Raw genomic sequence first — 20250 nt, 5'->3', positions numbered from 1 at the left:
GTGCTCAGGTCTTTAGATGTAGACAAACTATTATTTTACATTAAAACAGCTAGATACTTTTCTATAGTCATTTAAGAAAATTTAAAACTTTTCGCTGTGAGAAAAGTGCCTGAAACACAATAGTTTCAGGCACTCGGGAGTTTTGAGGCCTTAGACTCAAAACTAAGTCATGGAACTTCTTTGAAGTTCGCTGACGTCCGTACTCACCTATGGAAAGTTTCTAAAATTACTTTGTCTTCAATCTAAGGCTTGACCAATCGTCAAGCCTTATTTTTATAAATCTTTGTGTTTAAAGGTAGCCAGTCCTAGGAAGCCGAAAACAAGGATGAATCCAAGGGCGATCGAGAGGGTGTTGGTTGTAGCTGTCGTACTTTGGACCATGGAATATTGGAATTCCAAGTTTAGATAGTGGAGAAGATCAATATCTTTAAAGAAGAGCGCAGGAAGGCTTAAGAAGATATTTCCAATGAAGTAGCCAACGAAGGCCAAGGTGATGGATTGGCTGGCATAAAGGAGGAAGGAAATGATGCTGACCCAAGCCAGGGTGGAAAGGAACTGAATCAGCACGGTCAGACCAAAATGAGCAAGGAAGTGCTCAGGCATGGTCCCGATTCCATTGTAGAAGGTCGCGAGCAAGAAGACAAGACCATAAGAAACAAGGAATTGGAAGAGAGCAATGGTCAGGACAACTGCACTTTTGGCAAAGTAGTAGCTGGTACGCGAAACGCCGTAGGCCAGACTGTTCTTGTATAAGTTTTGTGTTAAGTCTGTTCCCAGGACCAAGGTGATGACAATAATGGTAAAGAGAATGGTCACACTGATGCTGGCGGAGTAGTTGGTCAAGGCTTTAAAGCCCGTCCAAACTTCTGTCGCTTGGGGTAATTTGGATTCCGTATTGACACCGACGTGACCGGTAGCACCAAAAATGACTCCAGACAGGATGTTGAGAACGAGAATGGCTTCTGTAATCCAAAAACCTTTGGAGCGAAAAAGTCTATAAAAATCTGCTTGAATGGTATGCAACATGATAAATCTCCTAAATGAAATGTGTGGGGTAAGTAATACAAGACGGTGGGTTGACTAGTCTACCAAGTCCGTAAAGAATTTCTCCAGATCTTGGCGGGCATAGTAGATTTCGTCCACATCAATGTCGGCTTGGACGAGGGCTTTGACAATGACTTTAATATCGTGAGTCTGTCCGAAGATATGGATTTCACCATCCTTATCGATGACCTTGATACGGTGATGGAGTTGATCTTGAATCAGTTGACTCGCAAGGGCTAACTGGCTGGTCTTGAGGATGATGTAGTCTTCGCCTTGCTCCTCGAATTCAGCCTTGCTAATTTCTTTGATCAGGCGTCCTTGGTCGACAATACCAAAGCGGTTGGCAACCAGATAAAGTTCAGAGAGGATGTGACTGGAAATGAGGATGGTCATGCCGAGTTCATCGTTGAGGCGCTTGATCATCTGACGGAATTCCTTGATTCCGACAGGATCGAGACCATTGATGGGTTCGTCTAGAATGAGGAAGTCGGGCTTGGCAATGAGCGCAATTGCAATTCCCAACCGTTGTTTCATCCCCAGTGAAAAATCGCGGAATTTCTTCTTACCCGTATTATTCAGGCCAACATAGTTCAAGGTTTCTTTGATGACCTGGTCGGGATTGGGAATATGGCGAGCCTTGCAATAGTAGACCAGGTTTTGATAGGCGGTCATATGCTTGTGAGCCACGGGACTTTCAATGACAGATCCAACCCGTTTCAAGGCTTGGGTCCACTGGGAGCGATTTGTAGAAGCAAAGAGAGAGACGCTTCCGTCAGTTTCTTGAATCAGCTGGGTGATGATCTTGATGAGGGTGGTTTTCCCAGCCCCGTTCTTACCGATCAGGCCATAAACGTCGCCTTTGCGAATGGTGAGATTCACATCATTTAAGGCGTATTGTTGACCAAATTTTTTACTCAAATGGGAAATTTCTAATACTTTTTCCATGGTTTTCTCCTTCGTCCAAATGACTAGTTGTTTTCTTTACACTCTTAGTATACAGCTTGCTTTTCAAATAACTATCAAGCAATTCTCAAATATTTCTAAAAAAACGACTAACTTTTAAAAAGTTAGCCGTGACTTTAAGACTAAGTTTTCCTAGAGGCTTTCCTTAGGTGAGTACGGACGTCAGCGAACTTCAAAGAAGTTCCATGACTAATTAAGATACAGAGGGCGTCTGCGGATAAAGTCAAAATAGGAAGTTTGACGCGGAATCTTTTGATTCTAGGAGAACTTATCTTTTTGACACAATCCGCAGCCCGAGTTCAATTCGTTTTGAGCCCCTTCCCTTTTCAATTTTTAGGCTCAGGCTAAAACAGTTCCCCAAACTGTTTTACTCTCAAAACTCCCGAGTGCCTGAAACAATTGTGTTTCAGGCACTTTTCTCACGGCGGAAAGCCTCAAGAAATTCATGCATAACTTTAAAAATAAACATTTCTTTAAATTTCTTGATTTTTTAAGTTATGTAACATGAAAATATACTTTATCTATATTAAGAGCAACTGTTTTTAAAGCTAGCCTCTTCATTTTAAAATTCAGCAACAAACTCCTTGATGGCTTGCGCGAGTTCATAGGGTTTCTCTGTATTGAGTAGATGGCCTCCGTCTGCGATTTCTTGATAGCGGCCTTTTGGCAGGAGCTTGGCCAATTTTTTAGAAGAAGATTGATTGGCCCAATCTTTGCTGCCACAAATAACCAAGCTAGGGAGAGAGCAAGCTTTAACGGTATCGGTTAAATTGAGCCCTTTTAATTCGGTCAAAATTTGAAGCATCTGTTGTTTATTGGCATCTTGTTTTTCAAAGACATGCTTGGGAAGTAGACGAAAGAGAAGGATCTGGAGCCGATAGAGGGGGTTGGTGTTGAGTTTGTATTGAGTTCCTGCAAGGACCAAGCCCTTGAGTTGCGGGAAGTCTTGTCTGGAGAGATCAAGAGCGAGCACGCCACCTAGTGAGAGTCCTACCAGAATAAAGGGTTCGCTTTCTTGCTGGAGGCGCTCCATCAACCTTTCTTTAACTTCCTGATAGCTTTCTTTTGGATGGGAGAAAATATCAAAAGTTTTGGAGTGCAAGGGTGAAAGTGCAAATTGGACTCCTTGCCAAGAGAGGACATCTTGCCCTAGTCCATGTAAAAAAATTAGTTTCATCAGGAATCCTTTCTTTGAAAATCGAGTTCGTAGAGACCACGAAGAGCATTGCAGGCATAAATACGATCAGCGTCTGTTAAATCGTTCAGAGTTAAGAGTTTTTCTTCAACCTGCTGGGTCTCAAGAAGATGGCGGCGGTAAATCCCGTCGAGTAAGGGGAGGTGAGCCGGTGGGGTATAGAGTTGTCCCTCTATCTCCAACACCAGATTGCCAATCGTCGTCTCTAGTAAGGTTCCATCTGGCAGATGGAAAATTTGCTCGTGATCTGACTGGCTGAGATGGTCTCTCTGACTCGTTTTGAAATAAGTAAATGGCGTCGCTAAATCAAGCTTTTGCTCGGTCAGTTGGGCCTGTAGATAGCTAGCGGGCAAGTCTGTCAGCTCCGTGATTACTAGGTGAAAGGTCCCGTTTTTTTGCAAGGCGACCCGACAACGATAGTCAAGGTTGGATTCCAAATGAGCAAGCTCTTCTTGAAGTTCTTTCAGGAGTTTGGGTTCATCATAAGGATAGGCAAAGTAGCGACTAGCTTCTCTCAAGCGTGTTACATGTTTGTCTAAGAAAGTCAACTCTCCTTGGTGGATGCGGCCGGTCGTCAGGAGCTCAAAGTGAGGCTCTTGCCGGTAAAGGACAGCTGATTTTTGCTTGGTTTCCTGGTATTCACTTTCCCATTTACTGTCCCAAGTGATGCCTCCTCCCACGCCATAGATGGCTTGATCCCCCTGCATTTGAAGGGTCCGGATGGCTACATTAAAAATCCGTTTCCCTTTTGGAAGAAGGATGCCGATCGTTCCACAGTAGACACCTCGAGGAGACTTCTCCGTCTTTTGGATGATTTCCATAGTGGAGATCTTCGGTGCTCCTGTAATCGAGCCACAAGGAAAGAGAGCTCGGAAGGTTTGGACCAGGTCGACCTCAGCTCGCAAGCGACTTTCAATGGTCGAGGTCATCTGCCAAACAGTGGAGTATTGCTCGACTTGGCAAAGACGGGTCACCTGCTCGCTTCCGATCTCCGAAATTCGATTCATGTCATTGCGAAGGAGGTCGACGATCATCATGTTTTCTGCTCGATTTTTCGGATCGGCTTCTAACCAAGCAGCCTCTTGAAGATCCTCTTGGTTAGTGAGACCACGGCGCGTCGTTCCCTTCATCGGGCGCGTGGTCAGTAGCCGGTCGTCTTGCTCAAAAAAGAGCTCAGGACTGATGGAGAGGATGGAGACATCATCGTGCTGGATGAAGGCATTGTAATGGGCCCTCTGTTCTACCACCAAGCGATTGTAGATGGCCAAAGGGTCAGCTTTTAGCTCTTGAGAAAGCTGGACGGTGTAGTTTACCTGATAGGTATCCCCTTGGCGGATGTGGTGCTGGATGGTCTCGATGGCTTTTTGATAAGCAGGCGCCTCTACCTCTTCCTGCCAATTGGCTGGAAGATCCACTGCCTCGTAGTCCTCTGGGAAAGGAAGGGTTTCTACTTTTTCGTGGATGGTGAAATAGAGGAGATACTCTCCCATGAGAGGTGCTGGGTGGACGGCTAATTTTTTCTCAAAAGCAGGAGCGGCTTCATAGCTGACATAGCCTACGGCATAAAAACCAGCTTCCTGATAGGCTTCCACCTCTCTCAGAAGAGTCTCTACTTGGTCAAGGTCTCTTGTTTTTAATTCCTTTAGCGGCTTGGTGAAAAGCTGTCGCAATCCAAGCTCTTTAAAATCAATAATTGTTTGTTTATGCATGCTTTGAGTATATCAAAAATAGAGGAAAAAAGGTAGATAAGGAGGCAAGGATTCCTTGCTTGGTCCTCTCTTTCATGCTAAAATAACCATAGAATCTGCATTTGGCGAAGGAGTAGGACCATGAAAAAGAATTCCCTCTATAACACTTCCAGTATTAGTCTTTTTCAATACCTCTTTGCGATTGCAGTGATTTTGGTGCATAGTGGTCGCTTAACTTCCTATGAGCCAGTGCATTTTGGCCTTAAGAGTATCCTTGGACGGCTAGCGGTGCCATTTTTTATCGTCTGTGCCAGCTTTTTCCTAAAGCCATCACTAAGAGATGCAAGGAAAATGAAGGCCTACCTGGTCAAAATCGTAAAAACCTATTTATTTTGGAGTTGTGTCTATCTTCCCTATGCCTGGGTCTTTTTTTCTAGTCTCCATCTCCCTGTCTATCTCTTTCCAGCAGGCGTTCTGATTGCTCTGCTCTATCTGGGAATGTGTTACCAACTCTGGTATATCCCTGCCTTTTTGCTGGGCCTGTTTTTGGTCAATCAATTGGTCAAACGCTTAGGTATGGTTTGGACGGGTGTGATCACCTTGATCCTTTATTGCTGGGGCTTGATCGAGACCTATTCGGCTTATCTGGACACCACAAGTCTTCTCAAAGGCTACCAGCTCTACAGCAACTTATTTTTCACAGCGCGAAATGGTCTCTTTTACACGCCTGTTTTTATCTATATGGGTTACTATCTGTATGATCATTTTTATGATCAAACCTTTAGGGTTCACCGTTGGCAAAAGCTAGCACTTGCCTTTGGTTTGCTCTGCCTCGAAGGCATCATCATTTTTCAACACGAAGGAATTGATAAGAACTTTTTCTTTCTTCTTCCTTTTGTGACCGTTTATTTGGTCAATGCCTGCCTGCGATCGTCCTTTTTGAAAAGCTATGATTTACAGTATTTAAAGCAAATGAGTATAGCTCTTTACTTTTCGCATCCGATCTTTATCGAGTGGGCTCGCTATGGCTTTAGGACTCTCCCTCCTTCTTATCCAGACAGGGGCAAGCTGATTTTTGTGACTGCCTTGTTTGGCAGTCATCTCTTTGGAGTGGCCATGCTATGGGTGCGAGATAGAAGGAAAAACAAAGGGTTCCTTCAAATGGTGAAGAGTTAGATAAAATAACCAACCAATAGTAGGGTGTACAAAACTCAAGCAGATGTGTTTGAGTTTTTTTGTATGAAGAAAATCAAGGAAGAATAAGAATTGGCAGACTGCTCCTCCTTGTTTATAAATGTTTTATTTTCTTGCCCTTGGATAGAAGAAAGGGGAAATCAGTACCAGATAGTGATTTATAATATAGACATCATTGTAAATAATGTCTATATTATTGAATAGTGATGATTTAATTTGAATAGCAAAGGATATTTTAAAAAATAAGTGATAAAATTAAAGGGCGGGCCTTTTGGAAGGCTAACAAAAGTAAAGGAGATAAGACATGAAAAAGCTTCGTTCATTATGGAAAGACTTTTTGAAAAAAGGTTTTGCCATTTTAACAATTTTCATGATGCTAGGTCAGCTTGGTCAAGGGGCTATCACGGCTTTTGCCAATGAGCTAGCAGTCGGGGATAATGGGGCCTTGGATGTTACCCTTATGTATGGGGATAAACAAGATCATCCAGGTGGAATGTCCTATTATACAGGGGATACCATGTCTGGTTATATCCAGATCACCCCTAAGAATTTGACAACGGATATTAATGAGGTAACGGTCACCTTAAATATTCCTGGGAAGTACCTACGAGAAGTTAGTATTCCTGACTTCAATAGTGCCTCAGCACACGATAAACCGACGGATACAAAAGTTGGTGATGATTACCAAGTTACTCTCCGATTTAACAACTATCAAAAGTCAGAAGTCTTAACTCTGCCTTTTATTGGAAAATTTAAGCTTGGTTATGCACCAACAAATTATTCATTGGATATTACAGGAACATTGAATATCAATGGGCAAGAAACGAAGCTCAATGATATCATTTGGAAACCCAAGTACAATGACTACCGTTTGACCAAGTATATCAACCAAAACTTGAATGAAGCCATGTCCAAGGACTATGCGGAAGCCATGCCTGGAGTGGTCAAAGGGGCTGACGGGAAAAATTATATTGAAACGCCATCATCTGTCCCATTTGCATTTCAATTGGAGGGAATGCAAGGACAGTATGGGGGGCAATATCGTCAATTAGAATCAGTAACGCTTACCGATAAGTTGCCAACCTATACAGATAAAAATGGCAATACCCGGACAGCTGTTTTAGATACAGCTAAGTCTGAAGGTTGGGTAGATAATGGAGATGGCACCGTTTCTAAGACGTTTACAGCAGATGCAAACGGTAATCCAGCAGCTTATCACCAAGAATTCATGGCAAAAATCAAGAATACAAGTTACCTCTACTTGAAATTCCCGGATTTGGTATTAGAGAAGGATCAAACGCTGAAGGATGTTCTCAGTAAGGATTTGACAAACTCAGGAAGTATTGTGGGAATTCCTGCTAACCGTGGAGAGGGAGAACCGGATATTACAGCTGAAGATTCTCTTATTTTCCGCTTGACCTCTCGTGATCTGGAAGGGGCTGGAAGTTTTGCCAAAAAAGCAGATGGTGATGTCTATGATTCAACTGAATACAAGGCAGCAAACTATAAATGGATCATCGCTTTTGATAATAAAACTCCTTCGACACAAAAGAATTTTGTTTTCTATGATGAGACAGTGGACTCTCGGTTAAAATTCACCAAGATTGATTACGCTCGTCTTATGCAAGGAAATTACGGTATTGGTGAGTATATTAGCAAATATGTGAAACGCATCATCCTTACTTTAGAAGATGGTAGTCAAAAAGAAGTTCAGCCAGAAACCGATAAAGACGGCAATGGTTTTATCGACTTAACCAAGTATGGAACCGTTGTCGGTTGGCGGATGGAAATGAAGGATGATTTTGTCCTAAAATCTGGTCAAGGAATTCGCCTCAATACCTATACAAGCTTCAAAGATCCAGAAAAGACTCGTTACGATGAAAATGATGCGACCAAGAATGAATTCAAGAATACAGGTCGTGTCACTTATCAAACACAATCAAATATTGCTAAAGACCAAACATCAGATTGGGCCTTTAAGCTGATTCCTTTGAAGGAAAGCTTTGAGATTTCAAAAACGACGGATTACAATGATGTTCGTTATACTGATGGAGAAAATATTCGTTTTGGTTTGATGGCAACCAAAGTGGTCTTGGATCCTGATAAGGATTATGGAGACCTGCGAATCATTGATCTGTATGATCCGAATACCCTTAAAGTCGACTATAAAGATTTTGAGAGAAACCTTGCCTCTAATGAAAAAGGTATGAAATTCTTAAAGAGTTACGATGTCATTGAAAACTATCACAACTCTGGACGGACAGCTCTCATCATGCATTTGGATCAAAAAGAGTTTATTAAAGCTTCTCTTCAAGATCTTAATCGCGTGCGTCTACCATTTATCGTGGCCGATCTGAAAGGGAAAGACGATGGTGGGACCTTCACCAATAAGGTTTATGTCGCTGGAAACGGCATCCACGATCTTGAAAATGCCAACCCTGATCGGGTCACGGAAGATGTGTATGATCTGAACGGAAATGATTTAACAACAGATAAGATTCCATATGCCCAATCAAACTATACAATTGTGGCTGCTGAAGGAATCTATGCACGCAAATATATCGCTAAAAATGATGACCTGTCAGACGCTTCGATTGTGACGCGTACCTTTAAACCTGGTGAAACCTTTAACTACAAACTCACCATTAAAAATAATACGGATAAGGCAGTAGAAGACGGAGTCGTCTATGATGTCCTACCAAAAGTAAAAGACGTTAACACACTAGACGGATCTGGTCGGATGACAGAATACACGGTCAGCCTTCGTGGACCAGTGACAGCTCCAGAAGGATGGACGGTCTACTATACAACTGATACAGGCGTTACGACAGATACCATGGCGCAAGCTGCTGACAAGGATATCTGGACGACAGCTGTGGCTGATTACAGTCAAGTAACAGGAATCAAGTTAGTTGCAAATGCAGGAACCACGATTCCTGCGCGTGGAGAAGCCAGCTTTGGTGTCCCAGTTGTAAATCCAAGTGAATTGACCGATGAAGTCAAGGCCTTGATGCAAAAACGCACCAAAGATAATGAAGACAACGGCGGTCGTTCCGGTCTTGTTCAAGCTCATAACCAGTTTGGTTACAAGGCGAAAGGTCATGAAGGAAATCGTGAGTCTAATACCGTAACTGCACAAATCTTCTCGGCTGCTTTCCAAGTCAAGAAGGTAGACAAGGATGATCCTAAGAAAGTCCTTGAAGGTGCTGAATTTACCTTAACTGATGCAAATGGTGCGGTTGTTGCGACGGCCACTTCTGATAAAAATGGAGAACTCTCCTTTAACACCTTAACAGAAGGAACCTATACGCTCAAAGAAACCAAAGCACCTGCAAACTACAAGTTGGATGAAACAGAACATGCTGTGGTTGTCACCTATGATGCGGACAAACAAATCTACCACGTCACGGTGGATGGAAAAGCGGTTGGCTCAAAAGCAGTCCCAGTTGAGATCGCTAATGAAGCAGATATCAAGTATCTCGATCTTGAAGCTTCAAAAGTTTGGGATGACCAAGACAACCAAGAAGGGCTTCGACCAGCAAGTGTGGAATTCCAACTTTACAAGAATGGCAAAGCTCAAGGAAAACCAGTCACGGTTTCAGCAGCAACAGACTGGAAAGCTCACTTTACGAACCTTCCAGATAAAGACAGTGATGGCAAGCTCATCACCTACACTGTTAAAGAAGTGAAAGTTCCGACTCATTATACGGTCGATACAGAAGAAGCCAGCTTCACAGATGGAAAAGCCACCATCACCAACAAGCGCACTCCTGAGACAACGACGGTTACCGTCAAGAAAGTCTGGGATGATGCACAAAACCAAGATGGTCTTCGCCCATCTACCATCAAAGTTCACCTCTTGGCAAATGGAACAGAGGTGCAAGCTCTTGATCTGACTGGTGAAGGAGATGAATGGACTCATACCTTCACAGACCTACCCGTTTATAAAGATGGTCAAAAAGTTGTCTACACAGTGACAGAAGACAAAGTGGACAATTACACTACTAAGATTGATGGAACTACGATTACCAATACTTACAAACCAGGTAAGACAAGCCTTACTGTTACGAAAAACTGGAAGGATGCCAATAACCAAGATGGCCTTCGTCCAAAAACAATCAAGGTTCAATTGTATGCTGGTGATCAAAAGGTTGGTAAGGCTGTTGAATTGTCAGCAGATAACAAATGGACCCATACCTTCTCAAACCTAGACGAGAAGAAAGCTGGCCAAGTTATCAACTATACAGTCAAAGAAATCGATGTTCCAGAAGGCTATACACAAGCCGTCGAAGCAAGCAACCCAGGTCAAGTAGTCGTGACCAACACGCACGAACCAGAAAAGACCAAAGTAGAAGTGAGCAAGAAGTGGGAAGATGGAGACGACCAAGATGGTCTCCGTCCAGCCAGCATTCAAGTTCAATTATACAAAGATGGCCTTGCAACGGATCAAGTGGTAGAACTTTCAGCCGCGAATGACTGGAAAGGTGCATTTGAAAACCTTGATGCCAAGGCAGCTGGAAAAGCCATCACTTACACGGTGAAAGAAGTCGCTGTTCCAGATGGTTACAAGGTGACGGTAAATGATAAGGACAAGGCTAATATCGTCTTGACCAATACGCATGAACCAGCTTTGACAGAGATGAAAGTAACGAAGAAATGGGAAGATGCCAACAACCAAGATGGTCTTCGTCCAAAATCCATTAAGGTTCAACTCTATGCTGGGGATGAAAAAGTAGGAGATCCAGTTGAGTTGTCAGCGGACAATCAATGGACTCATACCTTTAGCAAATTAGCTGAAAAGAAAGCTGGTCAAGCTATCAGCTACCGTGTGGAAGAAGTCGCTGTTCCTGAAGGCTACCAAGTATCTGCTGATACTTCTGACGCTGCTCACACGATCTTGACCAATACCCATACGCCAGCGGTGATCGATATTCCAGTGACCAAGATTTGGAATGACCAAGACAATCAAGATGGTCTTCGTCCAGCAAGTATCGTGGTGAATCTTCTTGCCAATGGTGAAAAAGTTGCTCAAAAAGAACTCACGAATGCGACAGATTGGAAAGAAAGCTTCACAGGTCTACCAAAATTCAAGGATGGAAAAGAAATCGTCTATACTCTTCAAGAAGAGAAGGTAGCTGAATATACGACTACAATTGATCAGGCTGCTTATACCATTACCAATACCCATGCACCTGGTAAGACAAGCGTCACGGTCACTAAGAAGTGGGATGATGAGAATGACAAGGATGGAATTCGTCCGAAGAGTATTCGCGTTCAACTCTATGCCAATGATCAAAAAGTCGGTCAAGAAGTAGAATTGTCAGCTGAAAACAAGTGGACCCATACCTTTGCAGATTTAGATGAAAAAGCAAATGGAAACACCATCACTTATACAGTGAGAGAAGTCAGTGTTCCAAAGGGCTATGAAGCTCGTAACGACGAGGATGGTAAAGGAAATGTTGTGATTACTAACAAGCATGTTCCAAAAGAAACTCCAAAACAACCAACTCCTCCAAGTTCATCTGAACCAAAGAAACCGGGTCAACCTGAACCTAAAAAACCAAGCCAACCAGAGCCGAAGAAACCAGGCAAAATCTTAGGATTCTTACCAAATACAGGTACGACCATCTCTATTATTAGCTTAGTTTTAGCCTTTGTCTTGGCAAGCATTGCAGCTTATATTTTGAAGAAAAAGAAAAAATAAGCTAGTGCTTCCTTTATAAAATGAAACAAACACCAGAAATGGTGTTTGTTTTTTTATAGTGGCCTATTATAATTGTCTAGCGATCATTCTCATGGGCGCTTGCTCTATTTTTCAATTCCCGAACGTTTTCAAAAAAAATTCAGAAAATTCTTGACTTCTATGAAAATAGGCGTATGATTAGTTGTGAACTGTTGAACAATCCTTTTCAAGAGAAACCCTGATGTCGACTAAGGGATCTGTGAAAGGTGAAGCGGTTCAACTATAAAAATCTATAGAGCGTTGCGTCCGAAAGTCTAAACAGACACGGCTCTTTAAAAACAAAAGGAGAAGATTATGAAAACAGAACCGATTCATCGTACCAGTATGTGGAAATTTAAGTTAAGTGCTGCCACCATGACTTTGATTCCCGCTGCCGTGGGGATTAACTATGTTGCCAAAGCCTTGGCGGAGGGGTTAAAGTTGCCCGTTTGGCTGGGGTCTTTGGGAACCTTTCTTGCCAGCATGTTGGCTGGGCCGGTTGCCGGTGCCATCAGTGGTTTCATCAACAACGTGATCTATGGGCTGACCTTATCGCCAATTTCAACCGTGTATGCGATTACCAGCATCGGAATTGGGATTGCTGTCGGAGTTTTGCACGCCAATGGGTGGTTCTCGTCAGCGCGACGAGTATTTGTTTCTGCTATTATTATTGCCATCGTTTCAGCTGTCATTTCAACGCCACTCAACGTCATCTTTTGGGGTGGTCAGACCGGTATCGCTTGGGGTGACTCATTGTTTGCGGTAATGGTCGCCAATCATGCACCAGTGTGGCTGGCCTCATTTATCGATGAGTTTGTCTTGGATATTTTGGATAAAGTCTGCGTGGCCTACCTGGCATTCTTCATCTATCGTCAGCTGCCGAAGCGGATGGTGCACTTCTTTAGCGGTGATAAATGATGACTGATCAAACATTGATTTCTGGAGCGCCACGGGTCAAGCTCAAGTGGTACCAGGTGATCGATCCGATTACTAAGCTCTTGTTCATCTTGGACATGACGTTGTTGAGCTTTGCCAGTATGAATTTATTGCTTCAGGCCGGATTAATTCTTGTCGCAACACTGCTATTGTTATTTTCCAAATTGAGTTCTACCATCTTTAAGGCGCTGGGATTCAGCTTGTTTCTGATTTGCACCATGCTGATCATCCAAGGGTTATTTTACAGTCGGAATCAAACTGTGCTGTTTTCTGTGCTTGGGGTGTCGTTCTACAAAGAAGGCCTGATTTACGCCACTACTCTGGGTTGTCGAGTATTGGTGATTATTTTGACCAGTGGCTTTTTTATGGTGACCACGAGTATTTCAGAAAACGCGGCCTATTTGGAACTGTCCGGATTGTCTTATAAAACCGTCTACGTTCTGATGTCGGTGTGTTATATTTTGCCGGAAATGATGCGCAATATGCGGAAAATCCAGCAGGCACAAAAAGTTCGCGGAACCAATCCGCAAAAAACGTTGATTCAGAAATTAAAGTCAGTCCTGCCGGTTCTAATTCCATTGGTGATTAAGACCTTGGATCAATCGATGGCGCGGTCGATTTCTCTCCAACTGAGAGGTTTTGATAATCTCAACCGGACTGTCAGAACCTCCCAGCGCGTGTATCGCCTGTCGCGGACGCTGCACATTGGTCTGACTGGATTGGCAATTTTATTGATTGGGTGGAAGATATGGACGAAGATAAACGGATTGTAATTGAAAATTTGACCACCCGTTATCCGGGTACTGAGCAACCACAACTGCGTCAGATTAACGCGGAGGTTCATACCGGCCAGGTGGTTGGGATTATCGGGAATAGCCACTCCGGCAAATCGACTTTGTGCCATGTGCTGGCAGGGGTCATTCCCAAAATGGTGTCTGCTGAGATTGAGGGCGACTGGCACATGTTTGGCCAGCGAGTGTCCGACAATTGGCCCGTTTATAATGCCATGAATGGAGTTGTACTGCAAAATCCAGCTGGCCAACTAAGCGGGTTGGCAGACACGGTTGCCGATGAAATCGCCTTTGACTTGATTAATCAGGGAATGGCTGAAGGACTGATTCAAAAACGGGTTGAAGAAGTTGCCACGCAAATGGGGCTGATTGAACAGCTGAATTTGCGTCCCGAGAGCCTTTCCGGTGGTCAGATCAAGCGGTTGGCAATTGCCACGGCGATTGTGGCTAACCCGGCTGTTTTGATTATGGATGATCCGACCAGTCAGATGGATCCCCTTGGCCGCCGACAATTTTTCCAATGGCTGGCCCAAGTCAAAGAGACGACTGTCTTCATTGTCACCAGTGAAATTGACGATTTGTGCGAAGTCGCCGACGTTGTGTGGGTGCTGCACGAGGGTCAAATGGTAGCCCAGGGCAGGCCGGGTGAGGTGTTTAATCATTTGGCGGCTGACTGGCAGATTCCAGCCCCGACAATCCAGCAACTTGCTCAAAAAATGGATTGGCACTTGGCTGATGGCCGGTATCCGGTGAATGACGCTGATCTGAAGGAGGTTCGTTATGTCCACAATTGAACTGAACCACCTGACGTTCACTTATCCGGAACGGTCCTTTAGCTTGGATGTTGAAGACAAACACTTCGCCGATCCGATGGTGGCGATTGTCGGCCAAAATGGTGCCGGCAAATCAACGCTCTTCAAATTGTTGACGGGCTTGCTGACACCACAAACCGGTGTGATTAAGATCGATGGAGAAAATTTTAATGATCTTAAACCAGTCGAAAAGTTACTGAAGGTTGGGATTACTTTTCAGAATCCTGACGATCAGCTTTTCAACCCGACCGTTCAACGTGAGGTGGAGTGGAGTGTCGCGCAGGTCATGGATGACCACGACACGATTACGAGGCGGGCTTTAGCGGCTCTAAAAAGAGTTGGCTTGGATGATAAAACAGCTGAAAGTCCATATGACCTGTCATTGTCGGAACGCAAGCTGTTGAGTGTTGCCACAGTTTTGGCAGTGGATCCGGCGATTTATTTATTTGATGAGCCGATGATGTCGCTTGATTGGGAAAGCCGGCGCAAGTTGACCGCAATTTTCCATCAGTTGGCTGATTCGGGCCACCAAGTTGTGACCATCACCCATGACATGGATTGGGTCGCCGCCGAGTTTGAGTCGGTGTATGTTATGGAACACGGGAAGTTTGGCTTCGCCGGCAGTCCACGGGAATTGTTCAGCGATCACGAACTTGTCCAGCGAGTGGGATTACTACCACCGCGGATTATGGACATAGCGGAGTCGCTGGGTGATTCACAGACATATTTATCGGTTAATGATTATTGCCAGAAAAATCGAGATGTATAGAAAAAGTCACCTCTGCGGGTTTTCCAGGTTGAAGGATTAACTTCAGCTTCTGGCAAGAACTCACATGGGTGACTTTTGTGTTTAATAACGTTTCATGATCATCGGGTGCTTCCTCAGATCACTCGGTTTGGTTTTACTTTGTTTCATGGTCATAATCATATACCATTTCTTTTGGATCTTTTGTTTGACTAATACAAAATAGGTCTTCGCATTTTTAGCGCCCATTAGGATCATCAGTATAATTTTCTGAATTAGGAGACTGTCCCATCACTATTCGAACTTCGTCTCCCAACTTACGCTGTTCCCATTCATCCGTGAATCCTTTAAATCGCAATTCTGGAACTTTCTTTTTAACTGAATCACCTATTTTCGCCATAGTCCCCACCATTTTATTGGTTTTTCTTGATTTACCTTATCAACAGTCTCGTTGGTTGGTACCAATGGAGCAAGGCAGCTAAGAAGGGATATTAGTGGCAATTAATAAAATACATGAGGTTGGGCATATTGCCCCACCTCTTTTTATGATATACTAGAGTAGTTTTTGAGCCTTGTAAAAAATGTGATTTTCTAGTTCAAATTTAAAAAAGAAAAGGGGAGAACATGGACATCTTTTTGAGGAGTATATCAGGCATCCTGGTCATCCTGGGCATGATTTTAGTGGGCTTTGTCATCGGTGAAAAAGGTTGGTTTGATGACAAGTCACGTGGCTTGATTGCAAAGCTAGTTACTCAAGTCGCTCTTCCCTGCTATATGCTCTACACCATCACGCAACGCTTCACAGCAGCAGATCTGCTTAAAATGTTGCCAGCCTTGCGGTTTCCTGCCCTGTCTATGGTTGTTTTGCTTGGCATCGCGACAGGAGTAGCCAGGATCTTTGCAGTAAGACAGGACCGTCGTGGCCTCTTTATTTCCATGTTTTTTAACTCCAATACGATTTTTGTGGGGCTCCCCATTAACCAAGCCCTCTTTGGAGATGCCAGCATTCCCTATGTTTTGATCTATTACATGTGCAATACAACCTTTTTCTGGACTTTGGGAACTTATCTCATCCAGCGAGATGGTGAGGGAGAAGCTCAGTTTGATCTTAAAACGAGTCTGAAAAAAGTCTTTTCTCCGCCCCTCATGGGCTTTCTCTTGGGACTAGTCTTGGTGATGCTACAGATCAAGTTGCCAGCTTTTCTAGCCAGTGATTTACAGTACCTGGGCAATTTAACAACCCCCTTATCCATGATATTCATCGGTTTGTCAGTGTCTCATGTAGGTGTGAAGCAGTTGGTTCTGGGAAAAGAGCAACTATTGATTCTACTAGGTCGCTTTCTGGTTGCCCCTCTCTTGATGGCCTCCATCGTCTACTGGGTGCCTCTTCCAAGTTTGATGAAGCAGGTCTTTATCATCCAGTCCGCTATGCCTGTGATGACCAATGCGCCAGTTGTTGCCAGACTCTATGGAGCTGATAGTGACTATGCAGCCGTCATGGTGACAGAAACGACCCTTGCAACCATGGTGGTGATCCCTATTCTCATGCTGTTGATGGCTTAACAAATAGCAAATACAAAAGCTCAAGTTTTTTAAAACTTGAGCTTTTCTTATAACATGGCTAACAAGATGGTAAGGACCAGAGTGATGCCCATCCGAATCAGGTGGTGAGCTGGATGGAAGTTTCCTTTGTGTTTCCCATTCCAATAGGCTCCGTAGCAAATCAAACCACAGCCGATCAGCCAAAGGACTAGAGCGACAATCGGTAAAAAGAAGTAGAGGATGAGTGATAAGGTCGCAAGGCTACTTCCGATGAGGAGAAATGTATTTCCTAGAGTGTGATTCCCTTTTTTAACTTCAGAAAGAGAAGCCAATAAGTGAAGAAGAACAAAAGCAAGGGCAAAGAAGGCTGTAAAAAAGCCGAGAAGAATGGGGAAGAACATAGGGTTTCCTTTCTAAGATATGATTGCCTGAGTACTATTTTTTATGACTGATTTTATGAAGAATCATAAATGATACTACAAGATTTAAAATAATAACCAATAAGGTAAAAAGAGAGTAACTATAAAGTTTAATTGGAAATTCATTTTTGAGATTGCAAAGAGCAAACAAACTCGTTAAAATGCCCGTCAACAATCCAGGCACATATTTTCGAATAACGACTGTCTGAATCAGATGTCCTAAGACATGGTAGATATAAGCGATTATGATGCTTGCGTAAATGCTATAGTTGTTAAACTGGTAACTAAGATATAGCGACGTCATTAGGATCAGAAATTGCTCCAAGACAATGGCATTGAAAGCAAAAGGAGTGTAATAAGATAGGATTCGATTGTTTGGATACTGGATTGATATTTTTTTGACAAAGGATGGCATCCAAACGATTTCTTCCAGTTCGTGAAGCATGAAGAGTGATGGAAATAGAAAGTAAAATTGCACGCTGGTCATTGAAAATACTCCCTTCTAGTTCGAGCCCACTTTTAAAATCTCCAAATAAAACTGGATCACTTCTTGTTCCGTGTAGGACTTGCCTTTTTTCAACCACCAGCTGAGGGTTTCGATGAAATGGCTGACGACCAGGTGTTTGAGGTAAGAGTGAGGGAGAGTTGGATGGGCCTTGATGAGTTCGTCGGCTACCATTGGGTAGACATCGTGTTCTAGTTCTTTTCGCAGTTGCCGTATAAAATAATCGTTTTTAGAGAGCAAGAGACTGGTCACATGATCTTGATTTTTCTTGAAATGCTGAAAGATATGAGCCAGATAGTCTTGTGGTGAGAGGTGTTCAGCACGCTCAAAGAGATGGTGAAAGAGTTTTTGACAGAGTTCATCTAGCAATAATTCCTTGCTCTCGTAATGGCTGTAAAAGGTCGAACGCCCCACATCAGCAAGATCAATGATTTCCTGAACCGTGATGGCCTCGTAGTCTTTTTGGTTGAGTAAGTGTAAGAAAGCTTGATAGATAGCTTTTCGAGTTTTGGTGATGCGACGATCCTGTGCTGTCATATGGACACTTCGAACAAACTGTTCGGTAACGTACAACCTAAACAGTTTGCCCCTATCCTTTCTGTTGATAGTATTGGATAATAGATAATGAACAAGATGTTCATGAATCTATTATATCAGAGGATTGAGGATTATGAAGACAAAACATGCGGTCTGGATCGCTTTTTTCTTGAATTTGAGTTATGCCATTGTCGAGTTTATTGCGGGAGGGATTTTTGGTTCCAGTGCAGTCCTTGCGGATTCCGTTCATGACTTGGGGGATGCGATCGCTATTGGGATCTCCGCCTTTTTGGAGAGCATTTCTAACCGTGAAGAAGACAGCCACTATACCTTGGGCTACAAGCGCTTTAGCCTTTTAGGGGCCATGGTAACGGCAGTGATTCTCATGACAGGGTCCGTTCTGGTTATTTTAGAAAATATAACGAAACTCTTTCATCCACAACCGGTCAATGATGAGGGCATCCTTTGGCTAGGAATCATAGCCGTCAGCATCAATGTGCTAGCGAGTCTCGTCATTCGCAAAGGACAAACCAAGAACGAATCCATTCTCAGCCTGCATTTTCTGGAAGATACCTTGGGTTGGGTGGCTGTTATCCTAATGGCCATTGTTCTACGATTTACCGACTGGTATATTCTGGATCCGCTCTTATCTCTTGCCATTTCCATCTTTATTCTGTCAAAAGCCATTCCACGTTTTTGGAGCACGCTCAAGATTTTCTTGGATGCCGTGCCAGAAGGAGTAGATATCCAGCAAGTCAAGAGTGATTTGGAGCGGTTGGACCATGTCGCTAGTATCAATCAGCTCAATCTTTGGACCATGGATGGTTTGGAAAAAAACGCCATTGTCCATGTTTGTCTGGAGCATGTCAAGCATATGGAGGTCTGTAAAGAGTCTATCCGCACCTTGCTCAAAGAGAGTGGATTTCAAAATGTTACCATCGAAGTGGATGAAGACTTGGCGACCCACCGCGCCCACAAGCGAAATATCGAAGAACTGGAAGTGGATCAAGGTCATGGGCATGATCATCACCATCATTAATGACGAGTTGGTACGAGCAGAAGCCTAAGAAAAAGTGTATACTGTAGATAAGGAAGCAATAGAAAGTAGGTTGTTCCTATGAAGAAAACAGTTTATACAAAAGCTGGGCAAGTGGGTCTAGTAGAAGTTGAACGTCCGCAAATCGAAGCGCCGGATGATGTTATTCTCCGCATCGTCCGCACATGTGTCTGTGGATCCGATCTCTGGAGCTACCGTAATCCAGATATTGACGCAGGGCATCAAAATAGTGGCCACGAAGCCATTGGGATTGTCGAAGAAATCGGAGAAGCTATTACAACGGTCAAACCAGGAGACTTTGTCATCGCACCTTTCACCCATGGTTGTGGGGAGTGTGATGCCTGTCGTGCTGGCTACGATGGGACGTGTGACCGTCATATCGGCACCAACTGGTCTGATGGGGTGCAAGCGGAGTACATGCGCTTCGAATACGCCAACTGGGCCCTTGTCAAAATTCCAGGGCAACCATCAGATTATACAGAAGCCATGCTCAAATCTTTCTTGACGCTGGCAGATGTCATGCCGACGGGCTACCATGCGGCGCGTGTAGCAGACGTGAAGCCTGGTGACAAAGTAGTGGTCATCGGGGACGGTGCCGTTGGTCAATGTGCGGTTATCGCAGCCAAAATGCGTGGAGCATCGCAAATTGTCCTTATGAGTCGCCACGAAGACCGTCAACAAATGGCCTTGGAGTCAGGCGCGACAGCAGTCGTAGCTGAACGTGGTGAAGAAGGCATTGCTAAGGTCCGTGAAATCCTTGGTGGCGGAGCAGATGCCGCCCTTGAATGCGTCGGTACAGCGGCAGCTGTCGATCAAGCCCTTGGGGTTCTTCATAATGGAGGGCGCATGGGATTTGTCGGCGTGCCTCATTACAATAACCGTGCCCTTGGTTCGACCTTCGCCCAAAATATCTCAGTGGCAGGTGGAGCAGCCTCAGTTACTACTTATGACAAACAAGTTTTGTTAAAAGCAGTTCTTGACGGTGATATCAATCCGGGTCGTGTCTTTACTTCAAGCTATAAACTGGAAGATATCGACCAAGCTTATAAGGCTATGGATGAACGCAAGACTATTAAGGCTATGATTGTTTTAGAGTAACG

General features: G+C 43.8%; 18 protein-coding genes. 9 read left to right on the top strand and 9 right to left on the bottom strand.

Going from position 1 to position 20250, the window contains the following annotated elements:
- Nucleotides 1–273: 273 nt before the first annotated feature.
- The 4 genes from LIZ08_RS02590 to pabB all read right to left on the bottom strand — a co-directional run bounded on the left by LIZ08_RS02590 (nucleotide 274) and on the right by pabB (nucleotide 4911).
- Nucleotides 274–1026 (bottom strand): ABC transporter permease, encoded by a 753-nt coding sequence (locus LIZ08_RS02590; protein ID WP_227038204.1) that lies wholly within the window; start codon nucleotides 1024–1026, stop codon nucleotides 274–276.
- 54 nt (nucleotides 1027–1080) lie between these two features.
- Entirely contained in the window at nucleotides 1081–1989 is a 909-nt protein-coding gene (locus LIZ08_RS02585) for an ABC transporter ATP-binding protein (protein WP_031574611.1), read from the bottom strand.
- Nucleotides 1990–2569: 580 nt separating this feature from the next.
- The gene (locus LIZ08_RS02580; protein ID WP_049483767.1) at nucleotides 2570–3184 is read right to left on the bottom strand and encodes an alpha/beta fold hydrolase; all 615 of its coding nucleotides are present in this window, start codon (nucleotides 3182–3184) and stop codon (nucleotides 2570–2572) included.
- Complete coding sequence (pabB, locus tag LIZ08_RS02575) at nucleotides 3184–4911, bottom strand: aminodeoxychorismate synthase component I (protein WP_227038203.1); 1728 nt, start codon at nucleotides 4909–4911, stop codon at nucleotides 3184–3186. The genes LIZ08_RS02580 and pabB overlap by 1 nt, the downstream gene beginning before the upstream one ends.
- A 120-nt stretch (nucleotides 4912–5031) precedes the next feature.
- Between pabB and LIZ08_RS02570 the strand changes: the two genes are divergently transcribed.
- From LIZ08_RS02570 to LIZ08_RS02545, 6 genes are all read left to right on the top strand, one after another.
- Complete coding sequence (locus tag LIZ08_RS02570; RefSeq protein WP_227038202.1) at nucleotides 5032–6066, top strand: acyltransferase family protein; 1035 nt, start codon at nucleotides 5032–5034, stop codon at nucleotides 6064–6066.
- A 322-nt stretch (nucleotides 6067–6388) separates the two neighbouring features.
- Entirely contained in the window at nucleotides 6389–11788 is a 5400-nt protein-coding gene (locus LIZ08_RS02565; RefSeq protein WP_227038201.1) for a Cna B-type domain-containing protein, read from the top strand.
- A 333-nt stretch (nucleotides 11789–12121) separates the two neighbouring features.
- On the top strand, nucleotides 12122–12724 hold the full coding sequence (locus LIZ08_RS02560; RefSeq protein WP_003008715.1) for a hypothetical protein: 603 nt from the start codon (nucleotides 12122–12124) through the stop codon (nucleotides 12722–12724).
- On the top strand, nucleotides 12724–13515 hold the full coding sequence (locus LIZ08_RS02555) for an energy-coupling factor transporter transmembrane component T (RefSeq protein WP_175062049.1): 792 nt from the start codon (nucleotides 12724–12726) through the stop codon (nucleotides 13513–13515). The genes LIZ08_RS02560 and LIZ08_RS02555 overlap by 1 nt, the downstream gene beginning before the upstream one ends.
- On the top strand, nucleotides 13491–14327 hold the full coding sequence (locus tag LIZ08_RS02550) for an ABC transporter ATP-binding protein (protein ID WP_227038200.1): 837 nt from the start codon (nucleotides 13491–13493) through the stop codon (nucleotides 14325–14327). Before LIZ08_RS02555 ends, LIZ08_RS02550 begins: the two co-directional genes overlap by 25 nt.
- Nucleotides 14314–15114, top strand: a complete 801-nt coding sequence (locus LIZ08_RS02545) for an energy-coupling factor ABC transporter ATP-binding protein (RefSeq protein ID WP_014713856.1) — start codon at nucleotides 14314–14316, stop codon at nucleotides 15112–15114. The genes LIZ08_RS02550 and LIZ08_RS02545 overlap by 14 nt, the downstream gene beginning before the upstream one ends.
- A gap of 81 nt (nucleotides 15115–15195) precedes the next feature.
- Here LIZ08_RS02545 and LIZ08_RS02540 read toward each other — a convergent pair whose 3' ends face one another.
- Both LIZ08_RS02540 and LIZ08_RS02535 read right to left on the bottom strand, forming a co-directional pair.
- On the bottom strand, nucleotides 15196–15339 hold the full coding sequence (locus LIZ08_RS02540; protein WP_227038229.1) for a hypothetical protein: 144 nt from the start codon (nucleotides 15337–15339) through the stop codon (nucleotides 15196–15198).
- The gene (locus LIZ08_RS02535; protein ID WP_227038199.1) at nucleotides 15329–15490 is read right to left on the bottom strand and encodes a hypothetical protein; all 162 of its coding nucleotides are present in this window, start codon (nucleotides 15488–15490) and stop codon (nucleotides 15329–15331) included. Before LIZ08_RS02535 ends, LIZ08_RS02540 begins: the two co-directional genes overlap by 11 nt.
- Nucleotides 15491–15714: 224 nt before the next feature.
- On the opposite strand from LIZ08_RS02535, the gene LIZ08_RS02530 reads away from it, so the two are divergent.
- The gene (locus tag LIZ08_RS02530; RefSeq protein WP_227038198.1) at nucleotides 15715–16653 is read left to right on the top strand and encodes an AEC family transporter; all 939 of its coding nucleotides are present in this window, start codon (nucleotides 15715–15717) and stop codon (nucleotides 16651–16653) included.
- Nucleotides 16654–16700: 47 nt separating this feature from the next.
- On the opposite strand, the gene LIZ08_RS02525 is transcribed toward LIZ08_RS02530, so the two are convergent.
- From LIZ08_RS02525 to LIZ08_RS02515, 3 genes are read right to left on the bottom strand one after another with little or no spacing between them, the layout of a single operon-like run.
- On the bottom strand, nucleotides 16701–17033 hold the full coding sequence (locus LIZ08_RS02525) for a glucuronide permease (RefSeq protein ID WP_227038197.1): 333 nt from the start codon (nucleotides 17031–17033) through the stop codon (nucleotides 16701–16703).
- A gap of 34 nt (nucleotides 17034–17067) precedes the next feature.
- Nucleotides 17068–17538: an HXXEE domain-containing protein gene (locus LIZ08_RS02520; protein WP_227038196.1), complete on the bottom strand. Its 471-nt coding sequence runs from the start codon at nucleotides 17536–17538 to the stop codon at nucleotides 17068–17070.
- A gap of 15 nt (nucleotides 17539–17553) precedes the next feature.
- Nucleotides 17554–18093 (bottom strand): TetR/AcrR family transcriptional regulator, encoded by a 540-nt coding sequence (locus tag LIZ08_RS02515; RefSeq protein WP_227038195.1) that lies wholly within the window; start codon nucleotides 18091–18093, stop codon nucleotides 17554–17556.
- Nucleotides 18094–18226: 133 nt separating this feature from the next.
- Between LIZ08_RS02515 and LIZ08_RS02510 the strand changes: the two genes are divergently transcribed.
- A complete protein-coding gene (locus LIZ08_RS02510) occupies nucleotides 18227–19132 on the top strand; it encodes a cation diffusion facilitator family transporter (RefSeq protein WP_227038194.1) in 906 nt (301 codons plus the stop codon).
- 78 nt (nucleotides 19133–19210) lie between these two features.
- Complete coding sequence (locus LIZ08_RS02505) at nucleotides 19211–20248, top strand: zinc-binding dehydrogenase (RefSeq protein WP_227038193.1); 1038 nt, start codon at nucleotides 19211–19213, stop codon at nucleotides 20246–20248.
- The last annotated feature ends 2 nt before the right edge of the window (nucleotides 20249–20250 follow it).

Source organism: Streptococcus sp. 210928-DFI.4.42 (genome assembly GCF_020554365.1).
Classification (GTDB): domain Bacteria; phylum Bacillota; class Bacilli; order Lactobacillales; family Streptococcaceae; genus Streptococcus; species Streptococcus parasanguinis_S.
Note: the sequence above shows the minus strand (reverse complement) of the source record. Positions and strands in the feature narration are given on the sequence as shown.